General features: G+C 71.4%; 16 protein-coding genes. 3 read left to right on the plus strand and 13 right to left on the minus strand.

Features of this window, described 5'->3' with window-relative positions:
* Positions 1-37: 37 nt before the first annotated feature.
* Together ABEG17_RS04780 and ABEG17_RS04785 are read right to left on the minus strand one after the other, a co-directional pair.
* Positions 38-871 carry an SDR family NAD(P)-dependent oxidoreductase gene (locus ABEG17_RS04780; RefSeq protein ID WP_406832140.1) on the minus strand — a complete coding sequence of 278 codons (834 nt, stop codon included), beginning with the start codon at positions 869-871 and terminating at the stop codon, positions 38-40.
* Positions 864-2354 carry a flavin-containing monooxygenase gene (locus tag ABEG17_RS04785; protein ID WP_406832141.1) on the minus strand — a complete coding sequence of 497 codons (1491 nt, stop codon included), beginning with the start codon at positions 2352-2354 and terminating at the stop codon, positions 864-866. The genes ABEG17_RS04780 and ABEG17_RS04785 overlap by 8 nt, the downstream gene beginning before the upstream one ends.
* Positions 2355-2405: 51 nt before the next feature.
* On the opposite strand from ABEG17_RS04785, the gene ABEG17_RS04790 reads away from it, so the two are divergent.
* On the plus strand, positions 2406-3050 hold the full coding sequence (locus ABEG17_RS04790; RefSeq protein WP_406832142.1) for a TetR/AcrR family transcriptional regulator: 645 nt from the start codon (positions 2406-2408) through the stop codon (positions 3048-3050).
* Positions 3051-3072: 22 nt separating this feature from the next.
* Here ABEG17_RS04790 and ABEG17_RS04795 read toward each other — a convergent pair whose 3' ends face one another.
* The 8 genes from ABEG17_RS04795 to ABEG17_RS04830 form a co-directional block, all read right to left on the minus strand.
* Positions 3073-4506: an MCE family protein gene (locus ABEG17_RS04795; RefSeq protein ID WP_406832143.1), complete on the minus strand. Its 1434-nt coding sequence runs from the start codon at positions 4504-4506 to the stop codon at positions 3073-3075.
* Positions 4507-4560: 54 nt separating this feature from the next.
* A complete protein-coding gene (locus ABEG17_RS04800; RefSeq protein ID WP_406832144.1) occupies positions 4561-5532 on the minus strand; it encodes an exopolyphosphatase in 972 nt (323 codons plus the stop codon).
* Positions 5529-6056 (minus strand): DUF501 domain-containing protein, encoded by a 528-nt coding sequence (locus ABEG17_RS04805; RefSeq protein WP_406832145.1) that lies wholly within the window; start codon positions 6054-6056, stop codon positions 5529-5531. Before ABEG17_RS04805 ends, ABEG17_RS04800 begins: the two co-directional genes overlap by 4 nt.
* On the minus strand, positions 6053-6661 hold the full coding sequence (locus ABEG17_RS04810; RefSeq protein ID WP_406832146.1) for a septum formation initiator family protein: 609 nt from the start codon (positions 6659-6661) through the stop codon (positions 6053-6055). The genes ABEG17_RS04805 and ABEG17_RS04810 overlap by 4 nt, the downstream gene beginning before the upstream one ends.
* 32 nt (positions 6662-6693) lie before the next feature.
* On the minus strand, positions 6694-7983 hold the full coding sequence (gene eno / locus ABEG17_RS04815) for a phosphopyruvate hydratase (protein ID WP_406832147.1): 1290 nt from the start codon (positions 7981-7983) through the stop codon (positions 6694-6696).
* Between the two features lie 106 nt (positions 7984-8089).
* Positions 8090-8671, minus strand: coding sequence for a methyltransferase domain-containing protein (locus tag ABEG17_RS04820; RefSeq protein WP_406832148.1), 582 nt, complete (start codon positions 8669-8671; stop codon positions 8090-8092).
* Positions 8672-8745: 74 nt separating this feature from the next.
* On the minus strand, positions 8746-9669 hold the full coding sequence (locus ABEG17_RS04825) for a pseudouridine-5'-phosphate glycosidase (protein ID WP_406832149.1): 924 nt from the start codon (positions 9667-9669) through the stop codon (positions 8746-8748).
* A complete protein-coding gene (locus tag ABEG17_RS04830) occupies positions 9666-10817 on the minus strand; it encodes a PfkB family carbohydrate kinase (RefSeq protein ID WP_406832150.1) in 1152 nt (383 codons plus the stop codon). The genes ABEG17_RS04825 and ABEG17_RS04830 overlap by 4 nt, the downstream gene beginning before the upstream one ends.
* Positions 10818-10894: 77 nt before the next feature.
* Here ABEG17_RS04830 and ABEG17_RS04835 point away from each other — a divergent pair, with 77 nt between their 5' ends.
* A complete protein-coding gene (locus ABEG17_RS04835) occupies positions 10895-11428 on the plus strand; it encodes a 2'-5' RNA ligase family protein (RefSeq protein WP_406832151.1) in 534 nt (177 codons plus the stop codon).
* Between the two features lie 12 nt (positions 11429-11440).
* Here ABEG17_RS04835 and ABEG17_RS04840 read toward each other — a convergent pair whose 3' ends face one another.
* From ABEG17_RS04840 to mfd, 3 genes are all read right to left on the minus strand, one after another.
* Positions 11441-12442, minus strand: coding sequence for a MazG family protein (locus ABEG17_RS04840; RefSeq protein ID WP_406832152.1), 1002 nt, complete (start codon positions 12440-12442; stop codon positions 11441-11443).
* A 7-nt stretch (positions 12443-12449) separates the two neighbouring features.
* On the minus strand, positions 12450-12944 hold the full coding sequence (locus tag ABEG17_RS04845) for a hypothetical protein (protein ID WP_406832153.1): 495 nt from the start codon (positions 12942-12944) through the stop codon (positions 12450-12452).
* A 68-nt stretch (positions 12945-13012) separates the two neighbouring features.
* A complete protein-coding gene (gene mfd, locus ABEG17_RS04850) occupies positions 13013-16618 on the minus strand; it encodes a transcription-repair coupling factor (RefSeq protein WP_406832154.1) in 3606 nt (1201 codons plus the stop codon).
* Between the two features lie 284 nt (positions 16619-16902).
* On the opposite strand from mfd, the gene ABEG17_RS04855 reads away from it, so the two are divergent.
* A complete protein-coding gene (locus ABEG17_RS04855; RefSeq protein WP_406832155.1) occupies positions 16903-17376 on the plus strand; it encodes an adenylyltransferase/cytidyltransferase family protein in 474 nt (157 codons plus the stop codon).
* The last annotated feature ends 11 nt before the right edge of the window (positions 17377-17387 follow it).

The following is a 17387-nucleotide window of genomic DNA, read 5'->3' on the forward strand; positions in this document are numbered from 1 at the left end:
ACCGCCGCTGCGGGCTCGCACGCGCCATCCGGTCGGGTCAGCGGCCCCTGGCCGACAGGCGCCGCGCGCCGGTGGCCTGGAGCTGGATCACCGCGCGGGTCACGGCCGGGACGTAGCGCAGCCCGCGCCACGTGAGGTGGGCCATCGCCCCGACGGGGATGACGGCCTTGTTGGCCGCGAGCCCGTCGACCCCACGCCTGGCGGTCAGCTCCGCGGTGAGGAACTTCGGCTGGAGCATGCGGACGCGGGAGCGGACGCTGCTGCCCCCGAAGCTCGCCGGCGCCTCGTACATCGAGTCGAGCAGCGGGGTGTCGACGAACCCGGGACACAGCACGCTCACCTGGATCCCCAGCGACGCCGCCTCCGCGCGCAGGGCGGTCGAGAGCCCCACGACGGCGTGCTTGGTCGTCGTGTAGGGCAGCATCGACGGCGCCGGGATGAGGCCGGCGAGCGAGGCGGTGTTGAGGATGTGCCCGCTGCGCTGGGCGCGCATCACCTCGTAGGCCGCGGTGACCCCGTTGATCACCCCGCGCAGGTTGACGTCGATCGCCTTGTCCCAGTGCCGCTGGTCGAGCTCCTCGAGCAGACCCCCGAGGCCGATGCCTGCGTTGTTGACCATGACGTCGAGGCGCCCGTGCTCGGCGACGACGTCCTGCACGACGGCGCGGACCGCGTCGGCGTCGGCGACATCGAGGGCGACCGCGGAGCACCAGGGGCCGAGCTCACGGGCCGTCGCCTCCGCGCCGGCCAGGTCGAGGTCGGCCAGCACGACGTGGCTACCGCGGGCGACGAGCTCGGCGGCGATGGCCTTGCCGATGCCCGAGGCGCCGCCGGTGACGATGCTGACCTTGGGCTCGAACGTCTTACGCATCAACGGAATCCTTTGCTGAGGGAGAGGTGGGGGCGAGCTTCACCGGCTCGAACACGGAGTCGTCCAGCTTCCTGGTGCGCCACCAGTACGCGATGGTCGAACCGGGCCAGAGCGCGGTGTTGTGGCCGAACTTGTCGATGTACCAGCTCTTGCACCCGGTCGCCCAGACGGTGTGGCGGGAGCGTCGCTGCATCTCCTCGGTGAAGGCGTCCTGGGCGGCAGCCGTGGTGACGTGGGCACCACCACGCGCGCGGTCGAGACCTTGGAGGATGTAGCGCGTGGCGAACTCGGTCATCATCACGACCGAGCTGTGCCCGAGCCCGGTGTTGGGGCCCAGCAGGAGGTAGAGCTCGGGGAACCCGGCCACGGTGATACCGAGGTGGCTGTGGGCTCCGCCGGACCACGCGTCCTCGAGGGTGCGTCCGCCGAGGCCACGGACGTCCATGCGGTCGTAGCTCCCGGTGAGGGAGAAGCCGGTGCCGAGGACGATCGCGTCGACCTCGTGGCGCGCGCCGTCCGACGTCACGACGGCGTCGGGCTCGACCCGGGTGATGGGCTCGGTCACCAGCTCGACGTCGTCGCGGTCGAAGGCCGGCCAGTAGGTGCTGGACAGCAGGATCCGCTTGCAGCCCAGGGTGTAGTCGGGCGTCAGCTTGGCCCGCACCTGCGGGTCGCGCACGGCCTTGGCGAGCTCACGACGCGCGATGCGCTCTGCGGCCCTGGCGATGACGGGGAACCGCACGAAGAGCGGAGCCTGGGCCTCCATCCGCCAGTAGGTGAGCCAGCGGACGGCGCGCTGCAGGGCCGGGCGCCGCCGGAACGCCTGCTGCCGCCGCGCGCTCCAGGGCAGGTCGCGCTTGGGCAACGTCCACGCGGGGGTGCGTTGGAAGACGGTGGTGTGCGTCGCCCGGGGCGCGAGCTCGGGGACGAGCTGGATCGAGCTGGCACCTGTGCCGACGACGGCGACCCGACGGCCATCGAGGTCGTCGCGCTCCGGCCACCGGGCCGTGTGCATCACGGCCCCGGCGAAGTCGTCGAGCCCGGGGATGTCGGGCCGGGACGGCTCGTGCAGCGCGCCCACCCCGAGGACCAGGGCGTCGGCGGTCCATCGGCGACCGTCTGCCGCGGTGAGCGACCACCGTTGCGACGACTCGTCATACGTCGCCTCCACCAGGTCGGCACCGAACACGATCCGCTCACGCAGCTGGTGTCGCTCGACCACGTCGCGCAGGTAGCCCCAGATCTCGGGGGCGGTGGCGTAGTCACGGCTCCAGTCCGGCTTCTGGTCGAAGGAGAAGCTGTAGAGCCGGGACGGGACGTCGCAGGCGCAGCCCGGGTAGCGGTTGTCGCGCCAGGTGCCACCCACGTCCTCGGCGCGCTCGAGGACCACGAAGTCGTCACCGCGCTGGGCGAGCCGAACCGCCATACCGAGGCCGGAGAAGCCGGTCCCGACGATGACGACCCGGTGGTGGGGAGTGACCATGCGACGAAGTTACCATCAGTAAGTTACCAACGGTAGCGGTAGGGTTGGGCCGTGCCCACGCCCGCTCCGCCCGCCACGCGCCCCACCCGGGTGCGGATGCCCCGCGCCCAGCGTGAGGAGCAGATCCTCGCCGTCGCCGAGCAGGTGTTTGCCGAACGCGGCTACCAGGCGACGACCATGGAGGACATCGCCGACCGGGTCGGGGTGACCAAGCCACTGATCTACGAGTACTTCGGCTCCAAGGAGGGCCTCCTGTCGGCGTGCATCACCCGTGCCCGCACCCAGCTGCGGGAGGCGACCGAGGCCTCGTGGGAGGCCGTCGGGCCGGACGCCTCGCTCGAGGACGTCTTCCGAGCCGGGGTGCGCGCCTTCTTCACCTTCATCGACGGACACGCCACGGCGTTCGTCCTGATCCAGCAGGAGGGCGCCGTCGCCTCCCAGGCCAGCCCCCTCATCGAGTCGATCCGCGAGCAGCAGTCCGCCGCGACGGTGGCCACCTTCCGGGCCGCGCCCGCCCTCGCCGGCGTCCCCGACCTGGTGCTCGAGGGGTATGCCGAGGTGGTGATCGGCGCGTGCGAGCGGCTTGCCGTATGGCGCGCCGGGCGCCGTGAGGTGGGCGTGGAGGACGCCACCGACATCGTGGTGTCGAGCGTCTGGGGCGGCCTCGCCGCCCTGGTCCCCTCAGCGACCGGGTGACGGTCGCGCCGCGGTCGTCCCCTCAGCGACCGGGTGTCTGTGAGACGGTCGCGCCACGCAGCATCGGACCGGCGAGCAGGGTCGTGATGGCCGAGGGACCGTGCCCCGGGTCCAGCAGGGCACCGACGACGGCCTGCTCCTCGGTGGTGCCGGCGAGGCCCGCATCCGGGTCTGCCACGGCCGCGCCGCCGGAGCCGGTGAACAGGGACGGCAGGGCGGAGAACGGCGGATCCGAGGAGTAGCCGCCCACGTTGTCGGTGCCGTCGTCGAACTTCTTGCCCGGGACCGGGCGGGCCTGGGAGGTCTTCGGGTTCGGCAGCAGCCCGCAGCTGGCCGGCCGGTGCTCCCCCCAGCGGGGTTCCTCCCCCGGGGTGTACCCCGGACGCTGCGGCGCCACCTCCACCGTGATGTGGAACTGCGAGCTACGGAACGCCTCGTCGATCCGAGGCTGCCAGTTCACCAACGCCTGCGTGAAGCACGGGTACTGCGGCGAGTACCTCGCCAGCACCGCCACCGTCGGACGCTGCACCTGACCCACCCGGATGATCCGCTCCCCATTGGCCTCCAGGAACCCCGACGCCTCGTTCGCAAACCCCGCAGTCCCCGCCAAGAACCCCGCCAACACATCCTTCTTCTGCACGATCGTCGTGTTCGTCGTCGCCAACGTCGACGCCGCCCGCACCAGATCCGGCGCCGCCACCGCATACGTGCTCGCCAGATCCGCCAACCCCGAGATGTCCGCCTGGATCACCGGCATCTTCGGGTTGATCTCCTTGAAATACGAATCCACCAACACCAGGTTCTGACCCAACCGCGTCCCCCGACCCTCCAACGCCGACGCCAACGCGTTCAACGTCGCCGACAACCGCTCCGGCTTCACCGCCCGCAACAACGGCAACAGGTCCGCAAACACCTTCTCCAGCTCGATCGCCACACTCGAGCGGTCCTGGGTGATGACGTCGCCGGCACGGATGGGTGCAGATGGCTGCGCGGGTGGGACCAGGTCGACGAAGCGCTCACCGAACAGCGTCTTGGGCAGCAGCCGGGCGTGCACGTTGGCGGGGATGAGGTCGACCGACTCGGGCTTGATGGCCAGGCCGAGTCGTGCGCCGTTGCCGGTGCTCTCGATCGAGCGCACCTGACCCACGATGACCCCGCGGACCTTGACGTCCGCCGACGTCTGCAGCTGCGACCCGATCCGGTCGGTCTCGAGGGTGATGCGCACGACCGGGGTGAAGACCTGGGCGTAGGACGCGATCGACAGGGCGAGCAGCAGGCCGACGACGAGCAGGAACGCCAACCCGTACGTCTTGTCGCTGAGGCGGGCCAGTCCGCCGGTCGCAGGGCCCAGGGGCGAGCGGGGCGTGGTCGGCACGAGGGCAGCAACGAGTCGCCCGGGGTCTGCCTGCCCCGGGTCCTGGACCGGTCGGGTGCGCTCGACGACGACCGTCCTCACCACCCTTCGTTGCGTGATGTGCGACACCGTGGCAACGAGGTGGGCGAACGGAGGTTACGTGCTGGTTCGTCCGGCTTCGACGGCGTCCGCCACCGACAGCGCGATGCCGTCGAGGATGTCGTGCTCGGAGGTGACGACGCGGTCCACACCGAGGTCGGCCAGGCGGGCGACGACCTCTCGCCAGACGAGCGCCCCTGCGCCGATGACGTCGACCCGGCCGGGGTGCATGAAGCCGAGGCCGGCACGCTCGGCGCGCGTCATCGCCAGCAGCTCGTCGCAGGCCCGCAGGACCGCGCCCGAGGAGAGCTCGGCCAGGTGGATCCGCTCGGGCTGGTAGCTCGTCAGGCCCAGCGCGTGCGCGGTCACGGTGGTCACGCTGCCCGCGAGGCCCACCAGCGTGGCGACACCCTCGAGCTGGACCCCCTCCCGGGCGAGGTCGATGGCCGCCTCGACGTCGACCACGGCGGCACCGACCTCGGCCTCGGTCGGGGGGTCGGAGTGCAGGTGGCGTTCGGTGAGGCGCACGCAGCCGATGTCGACCGACCGGGCGGCCTCGACGGTGTCGAGCCCGCGGACCAGCTCGGTCGAGCCGCCGCCGAGGTCGACGACGAGGTAGGGACCGGGGATGCCGGCGGCCCGCAGGTCACCGGTGGCCCCGCGGAACGACAGCCCGGCCTCCTCGTCCCCGGAGACGACCTCGGGGGCGATGCCGTAGTGGGCGAACGCCTCGCGGACGCCGGTGACGAACTCGTCGGCGTTCGAGGCGTCGCGGGAGGCCGAGGTCGCGACGAACCGCACGCTCTGAGCCCCGAGCTCGAGGCACTGGCCCGCGTACTCGGCAGCCATGGCCAGGGTGCGGCGCATCGCCTCGGGGTCGATCCGGCCGGTGCGGTCGACGCCGTACCCGAGCCGCACGACCTCCATCCGCCGCTGGACGTCGGTCAGCGCACCGGTCGCCGGGTCGATGTCGGCGACGAGCAGACGGATCGAGTTGGTGCCGCAGTCGACCGCGCCGACACGCGTCACGCTGTCGCGCCGGCCGCGTCGGGGACGCACGAGCCCGAGGCCCACCAGTCGCCGAGCAGGGCCAGCGTCTCGTCGCCGAGCGGGTTCACCCCGGGGCCGGCAGCCAGGGAGTGGGCGGCGAGGACGTGCAGGCACTTCACGCGGGTCGGCATGCCGCCCGCGGAGATGCCCTCGATCTCGTCGACGTGTCCCAGCTCGTACCGGCGTCGCAGGTAGTCCTCGTGCGCAGCGGCATACCGGCGCGCGAGCTCCTCGTCGACGGCGAGGCGGTCGGACATCTCCTTCATCACACCCTGGCTCTCCAGGGTCGAGATGGCGCCGGTGAGCTTGGGGCAGGTGGCGTAGAACGTCGTCGGGAACGGTGTCCCGTCGGGCAGTCGTGGCTCGGTCGTGAGCACGTCGGGCTGACCGCAGGCACAACGGTGCGCCACCGCCACGACGCCGCGCGGCACCCTCCCGAGCTGCACGTCGACCGCGGCGATGTCGGCCTGCGTGGGCCGCTCGGCCCGCGACTGAGCGGTCACTTCGCGGGGCTGGTGGAGGTGTTGGCGGCAGGACCGGCGTCGGCCATGCGGACCGACTCCCACAGCTGGCCGTACCAGGGATGGCCGCTCGAGGCGGACGGGGCCTTCGCGACGCCGGGGAGCGCCTTGGCCGAGGGCTTCCCGTCGATCACGGTGTAGGACTTCTCGCCGACCTTGACGAACTTGAGCCGCTCGCGGGCCTGCTGCGCGACATACACCTCGTCGTTCCAGCGGGCCTGCTCCTTCTGCAGCTCGGTCACATCCGTGCGCTGCTGGCCGACGCCGGCCTGCAGCGTCGCGATGTCGTTCTGCTGGCGCAGGTAGGAGCGCAGCGTCGGGACGAGGGTCACCGCGAGCAGCACGACGATGGTCGCGAGCACCACGCCCCGCATGACGGTCCTCGACGCCTTGCGCTCGGTCGCGACCTGCGCGGAGGCGGCCTTGCGGACAGCCCCGGACGTCGTCGCGCGCGAACGTCCGGGCCCCGCACCCGGGCGGGCGGAGGTACCGCGTGCGGCACCACGCGCCGTACCTCCCGACCGTGCGGCGGCAGGACGGCGAGCCGGTGTGCCCGACCCGCTCGTCCCGTGTCCTGTTCCTGCCATGGGTGTCCCTCGACCGATCGCGTATGGGGCCGTCAGGCCTTGGGCGTGAAGCGGGGGAAGGCGCCGGCCCCGGCGTAGCGGGCGGCGTCGTCGAGCTCCTCCTCGATGCGCAGGAGCTGGTTGTACTTGGCGACGCGCTCGGACCGCGCCGGGGCACCGGTCTTGATCTGGCCGCAGTTGGTGGCGACGGCGAGGTCGGCGATGGTGACGTCCTCGGTCTCACCGGAGCGGTGGCTCATCATGCAGCGGTAGCCGTTGCGGTGCGCGAGGTCGACCGCGTCGAGGGTCTCGGTCAGGGAGCCGATCTGGTTGACCTTGACCAGAAGGGCGTTGGCCGTGCGGGAGTCGATGCCGCGCTGGAGGCGGACCGGGTTGGTGACGAACAGGTCGTCGCCGACGATCTGCACGCGCTCACCGAGGCGGTCGGTCATCGACTTCCAGCCGTCCCAGTCCTCCTCGTCGAGCGGGTCCTCGATGGACACGAGGGGGTAGGAGTCGACGAGGTCCGCGTAGTAGTCGACCATCTCGGCCGAGGTCTTGGCAGCGCCCTCGAACTGGTAGGTGCCGTCCTCGTTGTGGAACTCGCTCGCCGCGACGTCCAGCGCCAGGGCGATCTGGGTGCCCGCCTGGTAGCCGGCCTTCTCGATGGCGATGAGGATGAGGTCGAGGGCGGCGCGGTTGGACTCGAGGTTGGGCGCGAAGCCGCCCTCGTCGCCGAGGCCCGTGGCCAGGCCCTTCTCCTTGAGGACGCCCTTGAGCGAGTGGTAGACCTCCGCTCCCCAGCGCAGCGCCTCCTTGAAGGAGTCGGCGCCGATCGGGGCGATCATGAACTCCTGGATGTCGACGTTGGAGTCGGCGTGGCTGCCGCCGTTGAGGATGTTCATCATCGGGACGGGCAGGACGTGCGCGTTCGGGCCGCCGACGTAGCGGAACAGCGGGAGGCCGGAGGACTCGGCAGCGGCCTTGGCCACCGCGAGCGAGACGCCGAGGATGGCGTTGGCGCCGAGCTTGGCCTTGTTGTCCGAGCCGTCGAGGTCGAGCATGACCTGGTCGATGATCCGCTGCTCGCTGGCCTCGTAGCCGACGAGCTTGGGGTTGATGTCGTCGAGCACGGCGTCGACCGCCTGCCCGACACCCTTGCCGAGGTAGCGCTTCTTGTCGCCGTCACGGCGCTCGACCGCCTCGAACGCGCCGGTCGAGGCGCCGGAGGGCACGGCCGCGCGGGCGATGGTGCCGTCGTCGAGAGCCACCTCGACCTCGACCGTCGGGTTGCCTCGTGAGTCGAGGATCTCGCGGGCGCCTACTGCGTCAATGGTGGCCACAGACATCTCCATCAGTGCTCGAAACCAGTGCTCGAAGGATTACCCCCAGAGGCTACCCGCTGCTCCGGCTCCCGACGGCGACCGACCCGCACGCTGGACGGGCAGGTCAGGCGTCCCGTGTGTAGAAGCCGATGAAGGTCGACGACCAGGGCCGTCCGTGGACGGTCGCCCCGGGCGGCAGGAGCTCGCGGAACTCCCTCCTCGACAGCAGGCGGGTGAACTCAGGCCGCGCGGAACGCCACGTCGGCGACCAGTGCCTGAGGATCGCGGAGGTGTGGGACTCCACGGGGAACCACCGGTTGGGCGTGGTGATGACCCAGGACCTGGCGACCCTGGACTGCTCGGCGACGAACGTCTCCTGCTCGGCCCGACCCCCGACGTGCTCGATCACGGCGTTGGACAGCACCATGTCCACGCAGTCATCGGCGTACGGGAGCGCTCGTCCGTCGGTGACGACGAAGGGCCACGGCGTCGCGGCATACCGGATGTCGCACGCGGCCCGCACGCTCACCTCGTGGGCCACGGCCATCTCGACGATCCCCTCGTTGGGGTTCGCGCCCATCCCGCTCCCGACGAAGATCGCGTCGGTGATGGCGTTCTCGCGGATGAACTGGACGATGACTGCAGCCTTGCGCTTTCGGTTGCGCGCGCTGTAAGCGAGGACCGCTCGACGCATGAGCGAGTTCATGGAACCTCCTGGGCCGGAGGCCACACCTTATGCGGCGAATGCCTCCGTGTGGCCGTGTTCGGCCAAGTACGACGTCAGCCGAGATGCTGGTAGGCGACGGAGATGGCCGCACCCAGGCGGGCGTTGTTGCGGACCAGGGCGATGTTGGTGTCGAGCGAGCGGCCGTCGGAGAGCTCGACGATGCGGCCGAGCAGGAACGGCGTGATGTCCTTGCCGTGGATTCCCCGCTCGTCGCACTCCGCCAGCGCCCGGTCGATGAGCACCCCGATCTCGTCCGCCGGGATCTCCTCGTCGACGGGAACGGGGTTGGCCACGGCGATGGCTCCAGCGAGACCGAGGTCCCACTTGGCGGCCATCATCGCGGCCAGCTCCTCGGCCGAGTCGGCCCGCAGCGGGGCACGGTGCCCGCTCGAACGCGAGTAGAACGACGGGAACTCGTCGCTGCCGTGGACGACGACCGGCACCCCGAGCGTCTCGAGCGTCTCGAGCGTGAGGCCGATGTCGAGGATCGACTTCACGCCGGCGCTGACGACCGCGACGTCGGTCTGGCCCAGCTCGGTGAGGTCGGCCGAGATGTCGAAGCTGTGCTCGGCGCCACGGTGGACCCCACCCAGGCCCCCGGTGACGAACACCCGGATCCCGGCCAGCGCGGCCAGACGCATCGTGGCGGCCACGGTCGTCGCGCCGTGGGCACGCCGGGCGATGACGTAGGGCAGGTCGCGCAGGCTCACCTTGGCCACGTCGGGGTGGGTCGCGAGGGTCTCGAGCTCGTCCGCGTCCAGGCCGATGCGGGGCACGCCGTCGAGCACGGCGATGGTGGCCGGCGTGGCCCCACCGTCCCGGATGATCTGCTCCACCTCGACGGCCATCGCGACGTTGCGGGGATAGGGCATGCCGTGGCTGATGATCGTGCTCTCGAGGGCGACGACGGGGCGTCCTTCAGCGAGGGCCTCGGCGACCTCGGACGAGAGCCTCAGCGAGGGGTGTGGGGTGATCATGGGTTCTCCTTGTTCTGGGGGCGCTGCACCTTGCGCAGCTCGGCGTCGACGAGGCGGGGACTGAGGTCGGGTCGGACGGTCTCGGGGCTGGCGACGGTGAGGGCGGCCGCCATCTGGCCGAAGCTCGCTGCGTCGGCCGGGGAGTCCCCGCGCAGCAGCGCGTGGACGAAGGCCGCCGTCATCGAGTCACCGGCGCCCGTGACGTCGACGACCTCGCTCGTCGGGGCGGGCAGCAGCGTCACGCTGGTGCGCCCGCCGGGCGAGCGTGAGCTCAGCAGGCTCCCACGGACTCCCCTGCGCACCCAGACGTGCTCGACGCCCCGCTCGTGCAGCTGCCGGGCCGCCCGGCTGATCGCCGCCCGGGTCTGCGCCACCGGTTCGCCCACGATCGCGGACAGCTCGTCGAGGTTGGGGGTGAGGGCGAGGACCGGCCGTTCCGGCGTCAGGGTCGTGGCGAGGGGCCTGGCCTTGGCGACGCTCACGGGGTCCAGCACGACGGGCACCCCGACGGCGGCCGCGAGGTCGAGCAGCCAGGCAGCGGGCGTCTCGGGGACGTTGCCGTCGAGCACCACCAGGTCGGCGTGGCTGACCAGGTCCCGCGACCGCAGGAGCTGGCCGACGGTCAGCCCGTCGGTGGCGGCCATGCTGGAGACGGCCACCACGAGCTCACCGGAGGCGTCGAGCACGGCCAGGTAGGTCCCGGTGGGCTCGCTGGAGGTGATCACGTGGTCGACGAGGACGCCGGCGGCGCGGGTGGCCGCGAGGACCTCGTCGCCGAACGCGTCCCGGCCCACGGGAGCGACCAGGTGCGTGGGGGTGCCGAGGCGCGCGAGGTTCTCCGCGATGTTGCGCCCGACCCCGCCGGCGGTGCTGAGGGTCGCCCCGGGGTTGGAGGTGCGCAGCTCGGCCGGGAGCGTGGAGTGGGCCTTGATGTCCATGTTGGCGCCCCCGACCACGACCACCGATCGGGCGGCGGGGCGCACGATGTAGCCCCGGCCGAGGACGGCGCCCTTGCGGGTCAGGTTGGACAGGTGCACGGAGACGGCGGCCTTGGTCGAACCGGTGCGCTCGGCGATGGCGGCCGCGTCGAGGAGTGGCTCGGCGCGCAGCAGGTCGACGATCTCCCGCTCCCGCTCGGTCAAGGTCATGCTTGGAACTCTAAGGATGCTTGTAAGTTCAAGCAAGAGGGGGAGCCGGTGGACCCGAGGACCGGTCACGCCCGAAGATGACCGGTGTGGCACTCGCCATCTGCCTGCTCTTCGACCCCGACACCGACCGGGCCGTCCGAAAGCTGTGGTCCGCCCTCGAGGCGGACGGGATCCGCACCCTGCTCACCCACACCCACCGGCGTCACGTGCCGCACCTGTCCTACGCCGTGCTGCGCACCTTCGACGAGGAGCGCGTCGCGGCCGCGGTGGCGGCCCTGCCGGGTGGTCCGGAAGTGGACCTGCGGTTCGACTCCGTGTGCCTGTTCCCGCGGGGACGGGCGGCGTTGCTGGCGGCCTCCACGTCGGCCCTGCTGAACCGTCAGCACGCCGTCGCCGATGCCGTCACCCGCACCGGCGCCGACCTGCACTGGCACTACCGGCCGGGTCGGTGGGTGCCGCACTGCAGCCTGACCACCGGAACCGGGCAGGAGCTCCTGGCCACGGCGGCCAGGCACGCCTTCGACATGCTGCCGCTGGAGGCACGCGCGGTGCGTGCCGCGCTGATCGACAGCAGCACCGGACGGCAGCTGCCGCTGGGGAGCCTCCCCTGACCGGTGTCGCGTTCAGGCCAGGTGAGCGGTCCCGAGGGCGGCCACGGCTGCCCTCAGCTCCGCGTCGGCATCCAGGCCCTCGGCCCGCGCCCGTGCGACCAGCGCGAGCAGCTCGCTGCCGACGCCCTCCCCGGTGGGCAGCGGACCGCGCCCGGCCCGCTGCCAGCGCGCGAGCACCTTGTCGGCCGCGAGGAGGGACGGCAGCGACCTCGGTATGCCGTGCAGCAGGTCCTCGTGCCCGGGCTCACCAGGAGGGTGGTCGGGCTCGCCGGGGCCGGGGGCCTGCTTGGCCGCGCGCTCACCTGCCTTGATCTGCTCCCACGTCGCCTCGACCTCGCCCGGGGTGCTGGCGGCACCGTCGGCGAAGACGTGCGGGTGCCGGCGGACCAGCTTGTCGACGAGGGTGCCGGCGACGTCGTCGATGTCGAACGGTTCCTGCGCGTGCTCCTGCGCCACCCGCGACTGGAAGGCGACCTGCAGCAGCACGTCGCCGAGCTCCTCGCGGACGTGGTCGCGGTCACCGGACTCGATGGCCTCCGCGGCCTCGTACGACTCCTCGATGAGGTACTTCACCAACGACTCGTGGGTCTGCTCGGCGTCCCAGGGACAGCCACCGGGCGAGCGCAGCCGGTCCATCACGGCGACGACGTCGAGCAGCCGTGAGCCCGGCACGTCCCAGGACGCCACCAGCACCTCGACCTCGGGTGGCTCGCCCAGCCGTGAGACCTCCGAGGCGATCGCGTCGGTGAGCCCGGGGTCGCCGTCGGCCGAGGCGACCCACACGACGGCTGAGGCCGCGGCCCGGTCCATCAGGTCCCGCGCGAGGCTGGGCGCCGACACCTCACCGAGGTGCTGGACCGTCAGCCCCGCCTGCGCCACGGCGTCGGCGAGGGGTTCGTCCTCGTCACGGGCGAGGATGACCGTGGCGACATCCAGCGTCTGCCACGCGACACGCGTGAACAGCCCGGGAGCGATCCGCGGGCTGCCGACCAGCAGGGTCAGGCGCCCAGGCACCGCCCGGTCAGCCCTGCGGCGTCGCGGAGGGCTGCGGCGTCGGGTTCGTGCCGACCTTGATCCAGTTGGGCGTGCTCGGGTCGAAGCTGATCTTCTTCGGGTCGAACGTGCCGTACCGCGGGTTGATGCTGATGTCGGCCTTCGAGGCGAGGCCGACCGCCTTGCTCTGCTCCGCCGACGTCATCTGGTTGAAGGCCAGGCTCGCCTTGACCAGCTCGAGGGTGGCGGGAGCCGGGTCCTGGATCGCCGCGATGGCGGTGCGGGCGGCGGAGTCGGACAGGGCCTTGCCGTTCTCGCCCGCCACGGTGTTGATGAAGCCGGCCATGATGAGGCTGGCGACCGCGCTGGACGTCGTGATCCCTGAGTCGGGCTGGGCGGCGAGGATCTGCTGCGAGGCCTCCTGGGCGTCCTGCTCGCTGATCCGGTGGCCGTTGACGACCGCGGCCGTGTCGGCCGAGGCGCACCCGGACACGGCGAGCGCGCCGACCGCTACCAGGGTCACGAACGAACCACGCAGGACCTGTCGCATTGCTGCCGGACGTGCCTTCACAGACTTCCCTTTCTCCGAACTCATCTGGCCGACACCGTACCCGTGCGCGCGCCGGCCGTACCGACCCGGGCGGCATCGGCGACGCTGCCCAGCAGCACGGCCCGGATGAGGTCGCTGGCCCACTGCAGGACAGCAGTGTCGCGCAACGGTTTGCCGGCCACCCTCGCCGTCGTCGGTTTCGGCACGAGAATCGTGTGCACCTGGTCCTTGACCAGCGACTTGGGGTAGAGCCGCTGCAGACGCAGCTGCGCGGACTCGGCCAGCTCGACCGGCCCGAACCGCACGTAGTTGCCCTGCACCGAGATGTCCGCGACGCCGGCAGCACGCGCCACGGTCCGCAGGCGCGCGACCTCCATGAGGTTGCGCACCGGCTCGGGCAGCGCGCCGTACCGGTCGACCAGCTCGGCCTCGATCTCGGCGAGCTGGGCCTCGTCGACCACGCTGGCGAGCTTCTTGTAGGCCTCCAGGCGCAGCCGCTCCCCCGGCACGTAGTCGTGCGGGAGGTGCGCGTCGACGGGCAGCTCGATCTTGATCTCGGTCGGCGCCGTCTCGCCGTCACCGCGGAACTCGGCGACCGCCTCGCCGACCAGGCGGACGTAGAGGTCGAAGCCGACCCCGGCGATGTGGCCGGACTGCTCACCACCGAGCAGGTTGCCGGCGCCGCGGATCTCGAGGTCCTTCATGGCGATCTGGATGCCCGAGCCGAGGTCGGTGTGGCTGGCCATCGTCTGGAGCCGGTCGTGCGCCGTCTCCGTCATCGGCTTCTCGGGTGGGTAGAGGAAGTAGCAGTAGGCCCGCTCGCGACCACGGCCGACGCGACCACGCAGCTGGTGCAGCTGGGAGAGGCCGAGGACGTCGGAGCGCTCGACGATCAGGGTGTTCGCGTTGGAGATGTCGAGGCCGGTCTCGACAATCGTCGTGCAGACGAGGACGTCGAACTTCTTGTCCCAGAAGTCGACGACGACCTCCTCGAGCTTGTGCTCGCCCATCTTGCCGTGGGCGGTGGCCACCCGAGCCTCGGGCACGAGCTCGCGGATCCGACCGGCGGCCCGCTCGATGCTCGACACCTTGTTGTGGACGAGGAAGACCTGGCCCTCGCGCAGCAGCTCGCGCCGGATCGCCGCGACGATCTGCTTCTCGTCGTAGGCACCGACGTAGGTCAGGACCGGGTGCCGCTCCTCGGGCGGGGTGGCCAGCGTCGACATCTCGCGGATGCCGGTGACCGCCATCTCCAGGGTGCGCGGGATCGGCGTCGCCGACATGGCGAGGATGTCGACCGCGGTGCGCAGGGCCTTGAGCTGCTCCTTGTGCTCGACACCGAACCGCTGCTCCTCGTCGATGACGACCAGGCCGAGGTCCTTGTAGCGGATCTCCTTGGACAGCAGGCGGTGCGTGCCGATGACGAGGTCGACCGAGCCGTCGGCCAGGCCGGCGATCGTCTCCTTCGCCTCCTTGTCGCTCTGGAACCGCGACAGCGCCTTCACGGTCACCGGGAACTGCGCGTACCGTTCGGAGAACGTCTGGAAGTGCTGCTGGACCAGCAGCGTCGTCGGCACGAGCACGGCGACCTGCTTGCCGTCCTGGATCGCCTTGAACGCCGCGCGCACCGCGATCTCGGTCTTGCCGTAGCCGACGTCGCCACAGATCAACCGGTCCATGGGCACGGTGCGCTCCATGTCGGCCTTGACCTCGTCGATCGAGCTCAGCTGGTCGGGCGTCTCGACGTAGGCGAAGGCGTCCTCGAGCTCACGCTGCCACGGGGTGTCGGGGGCGAAGGCGTGGCCCGAGGTCGCCATCCGGGCGCTGTAGAGCTGGATGAGCTCGGCGGCGATCTGCTTGACGTAGCGCCGTGCCTTGGACTTGGTCTGCTTCCAGTCCGAGCCACCCATCTTGCTCAGGGTGGGCTGCTCGCCACCGACGTAGCGGGTGACCTGGTCGAGCTGGTCGGTCGGCACGTAGAGCCGGTCCGCAGGTTGTCCCCGCTTCGAGGCGGCGTACTCGAGCACGAGGTACTCGCGCGTCGCCCCACCGACCGTGCGCTGCACCATCTCGACGAACCGGCCCACGCCGTGCTGCTCGTGGACGACGAAGTCACCGGGCTTGAGCTGGAGCGGGTCGACCTGGTTGCGCCGCCGCGACGGCATCTTGCGCATGTCCTTGGTCGAGCCGCCCTGACCGGGGGTGCCGGTGAGGTCCGTCTCGGTCAGCAGGACCAGCTGCCCGCCGGGCGAGACGAACCCCGACCCGACCTGACCCGTGGTCAGGTGGACGATCCCGGGGGCGAGGTCGGACAGGTCGGCGTCGGGGCGTGCAGGGACGGACTCACCCGCGAGCACCTCGGCCACGCGGCGACCGAGGCCCTGGCCCTCGGTGACGACGACGACCCGCCAGCCGTCGCCGACCCACTTCCGCAGGTCGGCCACCGCCTCAGGGGTCGAGCCGCGGTAGCGCGGAGCCTCCTCGAGCCCGGTGTTGACGACCGTCGCGTCGTCGTCGGCGAGCTCCTCGTCGGCGATGAACGGGCCGAGGTCCCACCACGGCATACGGGCACCGGCTGCGTGCTCGCGCAGGTCGGCGAGGCTCCAGAACGAGGCGGTGCCGAGGACCCCCTGCAGGTCGATGGGGACGGCGTTGCCGGCGGCGGCGTTGGCCCATCCTGCATCGAGGAACTCCTGGGACGTCGCCACGAGGTCGTGCGCGCGCGTGCGCACCCGCTCGGGGTCGCAGACGACGATCGCGGTGTCCTCGCGCAGGGTGTCCAGGACGCTCTCCATGCCGTCGACGAGGGCCGGCGCCAGCGACTCCATGCCCTCCACGGCGATGCCCTCGGCCAGCTTGCCGAGCAGGTCGGCCGCGCCGGGCAGCTGCTCCAGCAGCGCCGCCGCCCGCTCCCGGACCGCCTCGGTGAGCAGCACCTCGCGGCAGGGCGGTGCCCACAGGCCGTGCTCGGCCACCTCGAGGCTGCGCTGGTCGGCGACCTTGAACCAGCGGATCTCCTCGACCGTGTCGCCCCAGTACTCCACGCGGACCGGGTGGTCCTCCGTGGGCGGGAAGACGTCGAGGATCCCACCGCGGACCGCGAACTCACCTCGGCGCTCCACGAGGTCGGTGCGCGTGTATGCCGCGGCCGCCAGGTCCTCGACGACCCGCTCCAGCGGGGCCTCGTCCCCGGCCTTGAGCGCCACGGGGCGCAGCTCACCCAGGCCCTTGGCGACCGGCTGGAGGACGGCGCGGACCGGAGCGACGACGACGTCGAGCGGACCGTACGTCGCGTCGTCGGGGTCGGGATGGCGCAGCCGGCGCAGGACCGCCAGGCGCTTGCCCACGGTGTCGCTGCGCGGGCTGAGCCGCTCGTGCGGCAGGGTCTCCCACGCCGGGAAGTCGGCCACGCGGTCGGTGTCGAGGAAGCAGCCGAGCGCAGCAACGAGGTCCTCGGCCTCCCGAGTCGTCGCGGTGATGGCCAGCAGCGGGCGACCGGCCTCGCGGGCGAGCGCGGCGACGAGCGCCGGCCGGGCACCCGTGGGCGCGGACACGTCGACGGAGAGGTCGCCGGAGCTGGCCGCGGCGAGAGCACGAGCGACACCGGGGTCGGTGGCGAGTGCGTCGAGCAGCGGGGCGAGGGTCATGGGACGAAGGACATCGAGAAGGGCTCCTGCAGACAGCGGGGGACAGCACGAACGCCCCACGGCAGCTACCGATGGGGTCGCCACCCAGACTAACGACCGCGCCCGACAGCGGCGTCAGCCGGCAGCAACCGGGGCCGTGGCGCCGTGTGCCGTGGTGGTCGTCTGCGTCGCGTGACGGTCCAGCCACTACAGCATCTGCATGATCCTCTTTCTGCGTCAGCCACCCAATATGGACGAACGGTGCAGCGCGGCACGTGGTCAGGGACGCGTGGAAGGAACAATCGATGACGCAAGGACGACGGCACGGACGGCCGTCCGAGGAATCAGGGCTCGACACCGGCGGCGTGCGGGGGTACGTGCCGGGGGTCTTCGACCTCTTCCACATCGGTCACCTCAACATCCTGCGGGCCGCGCGTCAGGAGTGCGACTGGCTGATCGCGGGGGTCGTCACCGATGACAAGGCGTTCCGCGCCAAGGCGAAGTACCCGGTGATCCCCCTGGCCGAGCGGATCGCCATCCTGCAGCACATCAGCCTCGTCGACGAGGTCGTCGTCGAGCACCACGCCACCAAGCTCGACGTCTGGCGTGAGCACCCGTTCGACGTGATCTTCAAGGGTGACGACTGGAAGGGCACCGCCAAGGGCCGCGAGCTGGAGTCCGACTTCTCCGCGGTCGGTGTCGAGGTGGCGTACTTCCCCTACACCGTGCACACCTCCAGCACGCTGCTTCGCGCCGTGCTCAACTCCGCCGCGTCCTGACGTGGCGATGA

This window comes from Pedococcus sp. KACC 23699, assembly GCF_045348425.1.
Classification (GTDB): Bacteria; Actinomycetota; Actinomycetes; order Actinomycetales; family Dermatophilaceae; genus Pedococcus.